Genomic DNA, 14,363 nt, shown 5'->3' on the forward strand with positions numbered 1-14,363 from the left:
CCTCGGTGCTTCGTCCTGTCTCAAAGACCGCCCTGGCCCTGTGACGCACGATGTCCCGAAACGTCACAGAAATTCATAGTCTAGTAATCGGATCGACTTAGTGAGTATTGTTGGCATCGAACGAATTGCTCAACAATCTTCAGCATGCTGAAAGGTCACCACTATGCGCCAGCTCATCGTCCTCGGATTCGTCGGGCTTCTTGCCCAGCTCATCGACGGCTCCCTCGGTATGGCCTATGGGGTGACGTCGACGACCCTGCTGCTCGCGGCCGGGATCGCACCGGCCACAGCCTCGGCGGCGGTGCACTTCTCTGAGATCGGCACGTCCCTGGTCTCCGGCATCTCCCACCACAAGTTCGGCAACGTCGATTGGAAGACGGTCTCGATCCTCGCGATCCCCGGCTTCGTCGGTGCCTTCGCCGGCGCAACCTTCCTCACCAGCCTCAACGGCGACGCGGCCACACCGTGGATCTCGAGCATCCTGCTGGCCCTTGGAATCTATGTGATCTGGCGCTTCCTCGCCCTCGGCGGTCGACGCCCCGAGTTCAAAGGACGGCCCGGAGTGAGGCTGCTCGTACCCATGGGACTCGTCGGCGGTGCGCTGGACTCCATCGGCGGAGGCGGTTGGGGCCCGGTCGGGACCACCACTCTTCTGTCATCGGGGCGACTGGAACCACGCAAGGTCGTCGGGTCGATCGACACCAGCGAATTCGTCGTCGCGGTCGGCGGCTCACTCGGATTCCTCTTCGCGCTGGGCTCCTCAGGAATCGAATGGTCCATCGCCGGGGCACTTCTGGTCGGCGGAGTCATCGCCGCACCGATCGCCGCCTGGCTGGTCAAGATCCTGCCCGCCCGGGTGCTGGCGATCGCCGCCGGCGGCATCATCATCCTCACCAATGTGCGCACGATCGCCCTGGCCCTCGGAGCATCGTCGACCACGGTCACCATCACCCTCATCGCCCTCGCCGCAGTCTGGATCGCACTCATCGTGCATGCGGTTCGCCTTGAGCGCCGCACCCGTCAGACCGAATCCCTCGCCGAGGTGGGCGCCGAAGTCACCACCGGAAGCTGAGCACCGCAGACGGCCGGCTCCCCGGCTCTCCCCTGGGTGCCAGTGCGCGGGGGCGCCGGTGAGCCCGCTGTTACTATGACGGCATGCGGGTCACCACGAAATCCGACTATGCTCTGCGGGCTCTGATCGAGATCGCCAACGTCAGCGACGGCGGCCCCATCAGCGCCGATGAGCTCGGAAAGCGACAGAACATCCCCAAGGGATTTCTCCAGGCCATCCTCGCCGACCTGCGCAGGGTCGAGATCGTGGCCTCGGTCCGCGGCAATTCCGGCGGCTGGAAACTGACAAAACCCGCGAGCGCCACGACCATCGCCGATGTCATCCGCGCCGTCGACGGACCGCTGGTCTCGATCTACGGCCAGCGCCCTGAGGCAGTCGAGTACGACGATGCCGCCGATTCCCTCCAACAGGTGTGGATCGCGGCCCGCTTCGCCCTCCGCGATGTCCTCGAGCAGGTGACCATCGCAGCGCTGGCCTCGAAGACACTGCCCGCCGCGGTGACCGAGAAGGTCGCGATCGAAGACGCCTGGAACCCGCACTGAGCAGATAGCACCACTGCATCACCGTCACTGCATCCGTCGCGTCACCGCCACTGCGCGGTGACGGTTCCCACGTCAGCGACCACCTCGGCGACGGCGGCATGATGTGCGGCGATGATCGGGTCATGCCGTGAGACCTTCGCCGTCGACTCCCCCGACCGCGCACGTGACACGAGAAGGACGTCGCGGCGGCAGGCGTCCATCGGCATCGGAATGACCTCGACCGTCGGGTCCTCGGGCACCGAAGAATCAGGGATCACCGCGACCGCCAACCCGGCCGCGATCATCCGGATGATCGCCGCGTAGTCATCCATCCGCATACCAACCCGCGGCTCAAAACCGGCGGCCACACAGAACGACCGAACTACCTCGTCGATGGCATCGCCCGGGTCGATGCTGAACGCCCAGGTCTGGGACACCAAGGCCGTGAGATCGGGCATCCCGTGAGCATCGAAGGAGACCGGACCGACGGACTTCGGCACGCAGAGGAAGAGCTGCTCCGAGTACAGGTGCTTGGCCTTCAGGGTCGACGGGATCCACGTCTTGTCGATGTCGGTGGAGACGAGCAGCGCCAGGTCGAGATCACCGGATTCCAGCCTGGCGACGAGCTTCGCATGCTCATCCATGGTCACATCGAGTGCCGCAGCCGTCATATCGGCAGGTGTGGGAAGAACAGCGGCCATCTCATCAGGGGCCTGCCAGCGCGCACGCTTCTGCAGCTGGTTGTGCAGCTTAGGGATCACCCGGGCACCGACCGTGGGAACGGCCCCGATGCGAACCGGAACCGCCTGATCTTCACGCCACAGGGCCACCTCGGCGCCGAGGCGGTCGCACAGTCCCAGGATCTCCACGGCACGGGAGACGACAAGGCCGCCGACCACTGTCGGCTGCGATCCCCGCGGGCTCTTCTCGATCAAGGTCGAGCCCAGAGCCTTCTCCAGATTGCGCAGGTGATGGTTGACGGTGGGCTGGCTCCACCCCAGTGTGGTCGCCGCTGCGGCAACCGAACCGAACTCGGCGATCGCGCGCAGGGCCGAGAGTCCACGGGTATCCAGAGTTTCCATTATCCTCCGAGCACAAGCTCAATAGTGTGTATTGATCAGTTTAGGAAACTTGGTATTCTCCCGGCAAGGCTCCGTTGCCTAATCTGGATTCATGACCGTGCATCAAGACTCCCCCATGACCTCCGCCTCAGATCATTCGGCATTCCCGGGTAACGCGAAGACCTACGCGCCCTATGCCGATGCGCTGCAGGCGGCGGCCAAGCGTGACTCGCTGTTCCTGTCCACCCCCGGACATGGCGGCACCACCACGGGAATCTCCGCAGGTCAGGCCGAGTTCTTCGGCGAGCACACCCTCTCCCTGGACATCCCCCCGCTCTTCGACGGCATCGACCTCGGCGTCGACACCCCGAAGGACGAAGCCCTGCAGCTGGCGGCCGAGGCCTGGGGCGCGCGGCGCACCTGGTTCCTCACCAACGGCTCCTCGCAGGGCAACCGCATGGCAGCACTGGCGATCGGCACGCTGGGCACGGGCGTCGTCACCCAACGCAGCGCCCATTCGAGTTTCATCGACGGCATCGTGCTGGCCGGACTCAACCCCGGCTTCGTCTCCCCCAACGTCGACGAGGTCAACGGCATCGCCCACGGAGTCACCTCGGACTCGCTGCGCCATGCCATTGCCGCCCACCCTGAGAAGGTCTCTGCCGTCTACCTGGTGACCCCCAGCTACTTCGGTGCAGTCGCCGATGTCAGCGCCCTGGCCGAGGTCGCCCACGAAGCAGGCGCCGCCCTCATCATCGACGCCGCATGGGGCGCCCATTTCGGCTTCCACCCCGACCTGCCGGAGTCCCCCGTGACCCTGGGCGCCGATATCGTCATCATGAGCACCCATAAGCTCGCCGGCTCATTCACCCAGTCGGCCCTGCTCCACCTCGGCGATACCGAGTTCGCGAACAGGCTCGAACCGGCCCTGGCCCGTGCCTTCATGATGACGGCTTCGACCAGCGAGAACGCCCACCTCATGGCGTCGATCGACATTGCCCGCCGCGAACTCGTGAACTCCCACGATGCGATTGCCGATTCGCTGGACAACATCCGCCAGATCCGTGCCCGGATCGAGGGCTCCGAGCACTATCATCTGCTCTCCGGGGACTTCATGAACCATGCCGACGTCGTCGACATCGACCCCTTCCGCCTGCCCATCGACATCACCTCGACGGGACTCGACGGCCATGCCGTGCGCAAGCGCCTGACCGAGGAGTTCGACATCTTCGCCGAGATGGCGACTGGCACGACGATCGTCGCCCTCATCGGCATCGGCAAGTCTCCCGACCTCAGCCGACTCTTCGACGCACTCGACCAGATCCGTGCCGAGAACTCCGGAACAAGCGGTGCGGGCGCAGCCGAGTCTGCGACGCGAGCCTCGGGCATCCCCGCCCTGCCGAACGCCGGAGAGCTGGTCGCCCTGCCGCGCGATGCGTACTTCGCGGAGTCCGAACTCGTTCCCGCCGCCGAGGCGATCGGCCGGACCAGCGTCAGCTCCCTGGCCGCGTACCCACCGGGCATCCCGAATGTCCTCCCCGGCGAAAGGATCACTGCAGAGACCATCGAGTTCCTGCAGGCCGTCGCCGCCAGCCCATCGGGGCACGTCCGCGGCGGCGTCGATGCGACACTGAGCACGTTCCGAGTCCTCAAGAACTGACCGTTGCCCCTGATCGGATCCCTTCATCGAACCAGTGAGACTGGTTGATTGTTCAAATAGCGATACTCTATGCACAAAGCCGTCTTGTCGGCTACAGTCGCCGCTGAGGATAGATTTCACACAGAATGCTCTTCCCTTATTCTCACTGCTGGACCAGACGCAGGCTGCAATGACGAACTGCAGACTGCATGACGCTACCGATTGATTCAGGACCGGATGGACGTGCACGCACATCAGCCAGGGGAAGAACTCGCCGATTTCACGGAGAGCGAGCTTCTCTCGCTCATCGATGCCGGAACCGCCGGTGCCTATTCCGAGATCTACCGCCGCTACCGCGACGACGCCATAGCAAGAGCATCATCCCCTCTGCCCAAGGCGCAGGCCAAACAGGTTGCAGATGATGCTTTCCTCAGTGTGCTCAGGTCCCTGCTCAACAGGTCCTCCGACACAACCGAGGGCCTCCGCTCCTTAATTGACGCCGAGATCGACACGCACATCGAGAATCTGACCTCAGCCGATCTGACGTCAGCAGGGGGTTCGGACTCAGTAGCTCCAGAGGCTGCCCAGGTCTCACAGGCTCTGTCGAACCTGCCCGATAACTGGCAGCGGATCCTGTGGTTGCGCGAAGTCGAACGTCTCCCACCCGAGGCCGTGGCCGAGCAGCTGAATATCAAGGCATCGACTATCGAACGGCTGGCAGGTCGCGCCCGTCAAGGCCTACAGGATGAATGGAAGCGGGTCCGCCCGGCGAAGAGCAATGCAACCGCCGATCACCGCGCCGCGCTCATTCCTGCGCTTCTGACCTCGCCGATCGTCATTGAGCGCCTCTCTGCCACCTTGGCACAGTCAATTCCAGAATCAGCTCCTGCTGCTGCCGACGCTGCTGTTGCCGACGCTGCTGACCCTGCAACCGCAGTCCTCGAAACGTCTGCTGCCGAGGGACCTGGAATCGAGTCAGCCGCACCTGCAGACGAATCAGTCACAGAGCCGGCTCCGGCCCTATTGGGGGCCGAGGATGCAGGAGCCGAAGACGAAAGTGCAGACTCTCAAAGCGCGGACACAACCGCGGCTGCCGCGCCGAGCCTGTCCGTCGCAGCAGGTGCAGGTGCCGCAGGTGCAGGTGCCGCAGGTGCGACCTTGGCGCCCGAAGCCGACGCAACGGCAGGAACAGATTCAGTCGCGAAGGATGATCCTGAGACCAGCTCAGTCTCCGAATCAGTCGATGAGTCCGCCTCTCCCACCACCTTCGGTGCGCCACCCGCGGCAGCTCACACCTCGCGCCACACGCCTGCACCAGCTGGCTTCAGCATGCCGAAACCCGTACTGATTCCGGTAGTCGCCGCGTGCATAGGCCTCCTGGGAACACTCGTCGGTGTGGCCATAATGCCGCAGCAAGCTGAGCAGACTGGACTTCAATCCGGCAACGCAGGCACCGCGGCCTCACCTGAAGACCCCTCTTCAATGGAAGACTCCTCCTCGAAGAAGGAGGAGAAGAACAGCAACTCCCAATCTCCAGATGACACGAACTCGGACAAGCACGACCAAGAGTCGGGGTCCGAGAAATCACAGGCTTCTGAATCCGACAGGGGCGAGGATGAAAAGTCATCTCGGGACCCGGGAGACGATGACATCCAGACGGACGATAGCCCATCGGCCGAGGACAATCCCGGCGACAAGGGCGACAGCAGCGATCGCCCGTCAGCAGACGAACCAGACAAGCCGAGCCCGTCGGATTCCAACGAGCCAGACCCTGAGTCGCCTTCGGAACCGACACCGCCACCATCCGACGACCCTGAAACACCTTCAGAGTCGCCGTCGGATGAGCCGACTGAGGAGCCAAGCGAGGAACCGACCGAGGAGCCATCTGAGGAGCCAAGCGAGGAACCGTCGGATGAGCCGCCTGAGTCGCCCAGCGAGGAGCCGAGCTCCGAAAACCCCACCCCCTGATCCGACACAGAGTGGCACCTCGACCTGAGCACAGGCTCTTCATCGAAATGAGCGCTGGACGCTGGGACACTCCTCAGACTGACTGCATCTCCATTTGGGCCGACTGCGCCCCAATTTGACGCGCCTGCTGACGGGCATCGACCATTTGCACACCCAAAACCCCGCCGCTTGGGTTGCTCCTAATAACCACAGGTTCGCCTGAGGTAAATACCCCGGTCGCTTTCAGCAGTCCCACAGAATTCTTACCCGAACGACAATTCATCGTGACCTGGCTCACTAAATTTGTTGACATGGGTGTTTAATCGAGTAAAGATGTTCAGCATTGTCGAAAAACGATCACCCCGTAACTCTCGAGTTCTTGGGGTGTCAGAAAATCGAATTGCATCTGAAACGAGGAACCACTGATGTCAGAAGGCCAAGCAAACCCGATTCCAGATGGGACGAAGCTGCCCCGCAGGGAGCGGAAGGCACTCAAGAAGAAGCGCTTGGAGGCCGACCACTGCATCGTGATCGAGAAGAAATCCATTCGCACGGCAATCGGCGGCACCACCGTCGGCAACTTCATGGAATGGTTCGACTTCGGCGTCTACGGATACCTGGCCGTCACCATGACCACTGTCTTCACCGAAGGTATGGACAGGCAGATGGGTCTCCTCGTCACTCTGTTCGGCTTCGCGGTCTCCTTCCTCGTCCGCCCCCTCGGCGGCATGGTCCTCGGACCGCTGGGCGACAAGATCGGGCGCCAGAAGGTCCTCTTCTTCACCATGGCCACGATGGCCACCGCCACCGCGCTCATCGGCGTTCTGCCCACCGCGGCTCAGATCGGCTTGTGGGTGATCATTCCTCTCTACCTGCTTAAGATGATCCAGGGATTCTCGACCGGCGGCGAATACGCCGGTGCGACCACCTACGTCTCGGAGTTCGCCCCCGATAAGTCGCGTGGATTCTGGGCCTCCTGGCTCGACGTCGGCTCCTACCTCGGCTTCGCAGCCGGTGCAGGCACCGTCGCCATCACCACCGTCATCTCCACGAGCGTCGCCGGAGAGAACGCCATGATCGACGGCGGCTGGAGGATCCCGTTCCTCATCGCGATCCCCCTCGGCGCCGTCGCCATCTGGTTCCGACTGAAGATCCCCGAGACACCCAGCTTCGAAGCCAACGTGGCTGAGGGCCTCGATGTGAAGGTCAAGGACGACAAGTACGCTCGCCACGGCCTCATCGGCGTCGTCCGTCACTTCTGGAAAGAGATCCTCATCGGCATCGCCATCGTCGCCGGTTCACAGACGGTGGGCTACGCCCTCACCAGCTTCATGCCGACCTATCTCGAGGAGACAGTCAAGGTCTCGAACGTCCAAGCGGCCGTGGCGACAATTCCGGTGCTCGTCATCATGTCCCTGTGCCTGCCGCTGATCGGGCGCCTCTCCGACACGATCGGCCGCAAAAAGGTCTTCCTCATTGCCGCGGGTCTGACGATCGTGCTTATGGTCCCGGCCTTCGCCGTCATGCAGATCGGCGAGATGTGGGCCGTCATCATCGCACTGTTCATGGTCGCCCTGCCTGCCGGCTTCTACATCGCCTGCCTCGCATCGACACTGCCGGCGCTGTTCCCGACAGCGTCGCGCTACGGTGCCATGGGTCTGACCTTCAACATCGGAGTCTCCCTGTTCGGCGGCACCACGCCGCTGTTCAGCCAGGCGCTCATCGACCTCACCGGCAACTCGTACATGCCTGCGTTCTACATCATGTTCTTCTCAACCATCGCCTTCGTGGCGGTGCTCCTGATGAAGGAATCAGCGCACAGGCCGCTGCTCGGTTCGTTCCCGACAGTCGCCACACACGAGGAAGCGGTCGAGCTCGTTCGTACCCAGGATGACAATCCGGACCTCGACCCGGACACCATGCCGATCCCGGTCGTGAAGGTCTGATCCCGAGTCACAACGGGACTGACGAACAGTCCTGACCATCGCCGAGACGGTCGCTCTCGTTCCGGGGGCGACCGCTTCGTTGTGCGCTTCCAAGCGCGGTTTGCTCCCCCGCCCTCAGCGTGTGTCTAGGAGCTCTCGGCCCGCCGGAAGTAGAAGAGGTTATCGATGACCAGAGCCTGCGCCTCGGTCGACCTGCCGACTTCGATGAGCCCGACGAGGTCGACGATCTGCTGCGCCGATTCAGCGTCGACGATGGCGGCGATCGAATGGGCCGCAAAGACTCGTGACTGGTCGCGCAGCCGCAGACTGATGTCGGCCGCCCGGCGGCCCAGACCGTACTCGAGCAGATGCTCGTGGAAAAGACGATCGGCAGTCATAAATCCGACCGTGTCATCCTCGTGCGCCGCCGCCAGAGCAGCTTCGGCATGACGGCGAAGATCGCCGAGCGCGGACGCATTCGCGACCGGATCCTCGCGCGCCCGGTCGCACAGGGCTTCGACAGCAGGCCCGGCGAGCAGAGCTCTGATTCGGATGATCTCCTCCAGGTCTTCTCGCGTGACCGGCACCAGGCGGAAACCGCGGTTCGGCACGGCCTCAACAGTCCCTTCGGCGACGAGAGACATCATGGCCTCTCGGACCGGGCTCAGGGACATGCCCAGCTGCTTGGCCAGTCCCGCCGCCGAATAGATCGTATCCTCGGCAAGGTCCCCGGTCGTGATCGCATGGCGGATGACGACCAGCGCGTGCTCCCTCAACGTCGGGGCAGTCTCGGGCCGAGCCGGAATAGACGTACTGCCGCCCAATGCACGACTGCCAGAGGTCGGATGCTTCGCTGCGGGTGCTCCGGATTCGCTGGTGACCAAAATTCTCCTTCGATGACTATTGACAGCATAACCACGACGACTCACGATTGAGGGAAGTAATCGGTTATCGACTACCAATATTTCGGCCGCATCGAAATGAGGTCGTCGACACCACAGCGTGGCCGCTCCGAAGCAGCCACCGTCGTTCCTGCAACGAAGGAGGAACCCATGTCAGTAGATCCCCTGCTCCAGCCGTTCACCCTGGGCCCCGTGCAGCTCAAGAACCGCATCGTCTCCACCGCACACGAGCCGGCCTACACCGAGCTCGGCATGCCCAAGGACCGCTACCGTCTCTATCACCGGGAGAAGGCACGCGGCGGCGTGGGGCTGACGATGACGGCCGGGTCGGCCATCGTGTCCAAGGACTCTCCCGCCGCCTTCGGCAATGTCGATCTCTCCACCGACGAGGTGATTCCCTGGATGGCCGCGATCGCCGATGACTGCCATGCCGAGGGCACGGCAGTGATGATCCAGCTCACCCACCTGGGTCCGCGCAACTCGAACTTCACGGCCGACTGGCTGCCGCTGATCTCCGCCAGCCGACATCGCGAACCCACCCACCGGTCCTTCACGAAGGCCATGGAAGATTTCGACATCGAACGGGTGGTCGATGACTTCGCCGCCGCGACGGCTCGGGTCAAGGCCGCAGGCTTCGACGGTCTGGAGTTCCTCCATACCGGCCACCTCGTCGACTACTTCTTCGCCTCGCGATTCAATGAGCGCGAGGATGAGTACAACGGGGACCTGGCAGCCAGGATGCGCTTCCCGCTCCAGATCATCGATGCCATGCGCGGCGCCGCGGACGGGCTCGCCCTCGGCGTGCGTATGTCCGTCCTCGAACAGCTCGAAGACGGCATCACCGAGGAGGCCTCCATCGAGGTGCTCAAGGAGTATGCCGCCCACGGCGTCGACTTCCTCAACCTCAACGTCGGAAGCATCAGCTCCGATAAGGAACTCGCCGAGGCGATCCCGGGCATGGGCACCCCCTCGGCACCCTGGCTCGAGACCTGCCGTCGCATCCGGCAAGCCATCAACATCCCCGTCCTCCACGCCGCACGGATTGCCGATGCACCCACAGCCCGCTTCGCGATCGAGGACGGCTGCGTCGACCTCGTGGGCATGACCCGGGCACAGCTGGCCGACCCATACTTGGTGAAGAAGATCGAGGAGAAGCGCGAGGACGATATCCGCCCCTGTGTGGGCGCGAACATGTGCCTCGACAGCATCTACACCTCGGGCGCCGCAACCTGCATCCACAACCCGGCCAGCGGACGAGAGGCCGATCTGCCTCAGGAAGTCACCCGCGACGTGGAGTCAGGCCCCAAACACGTCGTCATCGTCGGAGCCGGCCCCGCAGGTCTCGAGGCCGCACGTGTGGCTGCGGTGCGCGGGCATCGGGTGACCGTACTCGAGGCCGACGAAGCGGTGGGCGGGCAGGTGCGCATCGCCGCCCGCTCGCAGCGCCGCCGGGACCTCATCGGCATCATCGACTGGCGGGCGCAGCAGTGCAAGAAGCACGGCGTCGACATCAGACTCGATACCTTCGCCGAGGAGGACGACATCCTCGCCCTGTCCCCCGACGTCGTCATCATCGCCACCGGCGGCGTCCCCGACTCCAGCTACCCCTTCCGCGAGCAGGGTCCGTCGTTCGACGTCTGGGACGTGATGAACGACTGCCTGCGCAACAAGTCCCGCGTCCTCGTCTTCGACGACCACGGCTTCTACCCGGCACTCGACGCAGTCGAGCACCTGGCTCGCAACGGTCAGGAGGTGACTTATGTCAGCCCCGAACGCACCATCGGCGTCGACGTCGGATCAATGAACTCCCCCGCCTACCTACAGGTGTTCTCCGAGTTCGGCGTCAAAATCCACCTCGGCGAGCGACTAGCAGCGAAGCCGAAGATCAACGGCAAGTTGGTCACCGCACGCCTGCGCAATGACTACTCGGGCATCGAGACCGAGCTCGAGACCGACGCTGTGGTCGTCGATTTCGGGACGACGCCCAACGACGACGTCTACTTCGCGCTCAAGTCGCACTCGAGCAACCACGGCGAGATCGACATCGACTCCTGGATACATGGGCGGCCTCAGCCCGCCCATCGAATCGACTCGAACCCGTCCACCACAGCGAGCGCTTCCTCCTCCACCACCGCCGAGGCGAGCGCGACCTTCGCGCTCTATCGGATCGGGGATTCCGTCGCCTCCCGCAATGTCCACGCCGCCGTCCTCGAAGGTCTGCGCGTGGGAATGGGGCTCTGAGCAGATGAGCGGACAAGCCACGATCACCACGATCGACTATCACACCGGAGGGGAGCCTTTCCGGATCGTCGCCGATCCCCCGGTGGAGATCCCGGGTTCCACTGTGGCAGAGAAGCGAATGAACGCGATCGGCAGCGAGGCGGTCGACGGACTGCGCCGACTGCTGGTCTTCGAGCCTCGTGGGCATGCCGATATGTACGGCGGATTCGTCACTGCCCCCGATGACGACGGTGCCGACTTCGGAGTGCTGTTCTGGCACAAGGACGGATTCTCCACTGCCTGCGGCCACGGGACGATCGCTTTGGGAACATGGGCAGTCGAATCCGGATTGGTGAGCGCTTCTGAATCGGGGGCCACCGATGTCGTCATCGACGTCCCGTCGGGCCGTGTCACCGCCACCGTCCACACCGGCCCCGACGGCGAAGTCACCTCGGTCGACTTCATCAACGTCGCTTGTCGAGTCATCGCATCCGGCATCGACATCGATATCAGCTGCGATGACGGGCCGCCGACGAGTGCGATGGGAAGAGAAGAGTCCAGCTCCGGTCGACAATCGATCAACGTCGATCTCGCATGGGGCGGCGCGATCTATGCCTGCCTCGACGCGGACCGAATCGGCCTCACCGTCGTGCCGGAGAATCTCAACGAACTCATCAGTCTCGGACGCCGGGTGAAGACGGCGTTGGCCGACCATCCGATGTCACAGCATCGCAGCGACAGCAGACTGAGCGGGGTCTATGGCACCATCATCGTCAATCGCCTCGGCCTAGGGCCAGGTGGTGAGCTCCACCAGCGGAACGTGACCATCTTCGCCGACGGTCAGGTCGACCGCTCGCCTTGCGGGTCCGGGACGGCAGCGCGAATCGGCCTTCTCCACGCCAGCGGAGAACTGGCAACCGGCCAGACGCTTCTCCACGAGTCGATCATCGGCACTCGATTCCGAGCCAGTGTCCTCGCCGAGGTGAAGGACGGCGTCATCCCGACCATCGAGGCGAGCGCGCACAAGGTTTCCACCTGCAGGTTCGTCGTCGATCCCCGCGATGAACTGGTTCCGGGCTTCGTTCTGCGCTGAATGACCCGACCGTCTCCTGTAGGAAGATCAGCAACACTGCGCGTATGAACCCCTCGGCAAGCACATCTGCCAGTAAAGTTCTTCCGGCGGAGCATTGTGAGCCGCGTCATACAAAGGTAGATTGAACATACCTTTACGCATCGATGGAGAGAGCGAACGTGGGCAAATACATCGCCAGACGCATACTTCTCATGGTGCCCATCGTCCTCGGCGTTGCCACACTCTCGTTCGTGCTCATGCAGCTCGCACCAGGCGATCCCGCTGCCGCCTACCTCGGCGACAAGGCGACTCCGGAGGCAGTTGCCCAGCTGCGACACGCTTGGGGACTCGATCAGCCCTTCCTCATCCAGTACTTTCAGTTCCTCGGCGGCCTGATCGTCGGCGATTTCGGTCCCTCGTTCATCTTCCAGACCTCCGTGCTCGAACTGCTCAAGCTGCGCATGCCCGCGACCGTCATGCTCATGCTCGTCTCGGTCGTCTTCGCCATCGCCATCTCCATCCCGATCTCGCTGTGGGTGGCCGCAACCAAGAGCCCCACCGCGGCGGTCGTCTCCCGGGTCTTCACCGCCACGGTCCAGGGAATGCCGGCATTCTTCGTCGGCACCCTCCTGATCCTGGTTCTGGGAGTGAATACGGGACTGTTCCCTGTCGGCGGATATGGGCGCAACCTCGGCGAACATCTGTATTCTCTGGTGCTGCCGGGCATCGCGGTCGCGCTCACGATCTGTCCGGTCCTCATCCGCAGCCTGACCGCGGCGCTCAACGACTCACTGTCGGCGGAATACACGAAGTTCGCCATGTCGAAGGGACTGAGCCGATCGAAGACCGTAACCAACTACGCGTTCCGCAATGCCGGAATAACGGGGATCTCGATCCTCGGCATCCAGGTCGGGCACCTCGTGGGCGGTGCCCTGATCGTCGAGAACGTGTTCGCGATCCCGGGCGCTGGTTCGCTGCTCATGCAATCGGTGCTGGCCCGTGACTACAACGTCGTCCAGGCACTGACCGTCGTCTTCGGCATCCTCGTCGTCCTCGTCTATCTGCTCACCGACATCATCTACAGCGTCGTCGATCCGCGCGTACGACTGGGAGGCTGAGCATGTCCGCCGAATCCCTCACCTCCACGACTGGGCCCCAGGCCCGGTTCACGATGCCGCTCCCAGCATTCCTGCGTCGCCACAATCTGCAGCTGTGGGTCGGTCTGGCCATCATGGGCCTCATCGTCGCCGTCCTGGCCATCGGGCCGCTGTTCGTCACCGCCGATCCCAACCGTCAGGATCTGCTCAACGCTTTCGGCCCTTCCTCGCTCGCCCACCCCATGGGCACCGATCAGTTGGGCCGTGACATCCTCTCCCGGTTCCTCAACGGCGGGCGGGTCGACCTCATGGTCGCGGTCATCGCCGTCATCGTCCCCTTCATCCTCGGCACCGTTCTGGGGTCGTTGGCCGGGTACTTCGGGAAGTGGGTCGATGTCGTCATCATGCGGCTGGCCGATATCGTTTCGGCTTTCCCCTTCTATGTCCTCGTCATCGTGCTCGTCTTCGTCATGGGCAACGGCATGGCCAGCATCTTCGTGGCGATCAGCCTCGTGTCCTGGGTCGCCTACGCCCGCATCGTCCGCGGCGAAGTCCTCGTCCTGCGCGAGGAGGAATTCATCTCCGCCTGCCGGGCCAGCGGACTCTCGACTCCGCGGATCTTAGCCCGCCACGTCATCCCGAACACCGTCAGCCAGGGAATCATCTACGGCATGAGTGACATCGTGCTCAACATCGGCGTCGTCGTGACCCTGAGCTTCTTCGGCATGGGCATCGTCCCGCCGACAGCAGACTGGGGGCAGATGATGAACGACGGCCAGCAGTACATGGGCACCGGCAACTACGGACTCATCCTGTGGCCCGGGTTCGCCGTCGTCCTCGTGTCGCTGGCCCTGGCGCTCATCGGCGACGGCCTGACCAACATCCTGAAGCCGAAGAGGTGAGTCGA

The 14,363-nt window shown here is 63.5% G+C and carries 11 protein-coding genes; 9 read left to right on the forward strand and 2 right to left on the reverse strand.

Going from position 1 to position 14,363, the window contains the following annotated elements; translation table 11 throughout:
* The first annotated feature begins 163 nt into the window (after positions 1 to 163).
* Together LQ788_RS19200 and LQ788_RS19205 are read left to right on the forward strand one after the other, a co-directional pair.
* Positions 164 to 1,072 carry a sulfite exporter TauE/SafE family protein gene (locus LQ788_RS19200; protein WP_231443808.1) on the forward strand — a complete coding sequence of 303 codons (909 nt, stop codon included), beginning with the start codon at positions 164 to 166 and terminating at the stop codon, positions 1,070 to 1,072.
* Positions 1,073 to 1,155: 83 nt separating this feature from the next.
* Positions 1,156 to 1,614 (forward strand): RrF2 family transcriptional regulator, encoded by a 459-nt coding sequence (locus LQ788_RS19205; RefSeq protein ID WP_231443810.1) that lies wholly within the window; start codon positions 1,156 to 1,158, stop codon positions 1,612 to 1,614.
* 41 nt (positions 1,615 to 1,655) lie between these two features.
* Here the strand turns inward: LQ788_RS19205 and LQ788_RS19210 are convergent, their stop codons facing one another.
* Positions 1,656 to 2,675, reverse strand: a complete 1,020-nt coding sequence (locus LQ788_RS19210) for a LysR family transcriptional regulator (RefSeq protein WP_231443812.1) — start codon at positions 2,673 to 2,675, stop codon at positions 1,656 to 1,658.
* 91 nt (positions 2,676 to 2,766) lie between these two features.
* Between LQ788_RS19210 and LQ788_RS19215 the strand changes: the two genes are divergently transcribed.
* The 3 genes from LQ788_RS19215 to LQ788_RS19225 all read left to right on the forward strand — a co-directional run bounded on the left by LQ788_RS19215 (position 2,767) and on the right by LQ788_RS19225 (position 8,186).
* Positions 2,767 to 4,314, forward strand: coding sequence for an aminotransferase class I/II-fold pyridoxal phosphate-dependent enzyme (locus LQ788_RS19215; protein WP_231443814.1), 1,548 nt, complete (start codon positions 2,767 to 2,769; stop codon positions 4,312 to 4,314).
* Positions 4,315 to 4,530: 216 nt separating this feature from the next.
* The gene (locus LQ788_RS19220) at positions 4,531 to 6,261 is read left to right on the forward strand and encodes a sigma factor-like helix-turn-helix DNA-binding protein (protein WP_231443816.1); all 1,731 of its coding nucleotides are present in this window, start codon (positions 4,531 to 4,533) and stop codon (positions 6,259 to 6,261) included.
* Positions 6,262 to 6,665: 404 nt separating this feature from the next.
* Positions 6,666 to 8,186, forward strand: a complete 1,521-nt coding sequence (locus LQ788_RS19225; RefSeq protein ID WP_231443818.1) for an MFS transporter — start codon at positions 6,666 to 6,668, stop codon at positions 8,184 to 8,186.
* A 125-nt stretch (positions 8,187 to 8,311) separates the two neighbouring features.
* On the opposite strand, the gene LQ788_RS19230 is transcribed toward LQ788_RS19225, so the two are convergent.
* Positions 8,312 to 9,049: a GntR family transcriptional regulator gene (locus LQ788_RS19230; RefSeq protein ID WP_231443826.1), complete on the reverse strand. Its 738-nt coding sequence runs from the start codon at positions 9,047 to 9,049 to the stop codon at positions 8,312 to 8,314.
* Positions 9,050 to 9,217: 168 nt separating this feature from the next.
* Here LQ788_RS19230 and LQ788_RS19235 point away from each other — a divergent pair, with 168 nt between their 5' ends.
* The 4 genes from LQ788_RS19235 to LQ788_RS19250 all read left to right on the forward strand — a co-directional run bounded on the left by LQ788_RS19235 (position 9,218) and on the right by LQ788_RS19250 (position 14,358).
* A complete protein-coding gene (locus LQ788_RS19235) occupies positions 9,218 to 11,308 on the forward strand; it encodes an oxidoreductase (protein WP_231443827.1) in 2,091 nt (696 codons plus the stop codon).
* Positions 11,259 to 12,380, forward strand: a complete 1,122-nt coding sequence (locus LQ788_RS19240) for a proline racemase family protein (RefSeq protein ID WP_231443829.1) — start codon at positions 11,259 to 11,261, stop codon at positions 12,378 to 12,380. Before LQ788_RS19235 ends, LQ788_RS19240 begins: the two co-directional genes overlap by 50 nt.
* A gap of 158 nt (positions 12,381 to 12,538) precedes the next feature.
* Positions 12,539 to 13,477, forward strand: coding sequence for an ABC transporter permease (locus LQ788_RS19245; protein ID WP_231443831.1), 939 nt, complete (start codon positions 12,539 to 12,541; stop codon positions 13,475 to 13,477).
* A gap of 2 nt (positions 13,478 to 13,479) precedes the next feature.
* Positions 13,480 to 14,358 carry an ABC transporter permease gene (locus tag LQ788_RS19250; protein WP_231443833.1) on the forward strand — a complete coding sequence of 293 codons (879 nt, stop codon included), beginning with the start codon at positions 13,480 to 13,482 and terminating at the stop codon, positions 14,356 to 14,358.
* The last annotated feature ends 5 nt before the right edge of the window (positions 14,359 to 14,363 follow it).

The organism is Brevibacterium zhoupengii (assembly GCF_021117425.1).
GTDB classification, from domain to species: Bacteria; Actinomycetota; Actinomycetes; order Actinomycetales; family Brevibacteriaceae; genus Brevibacterium; species Brevibacterium zhoupengii.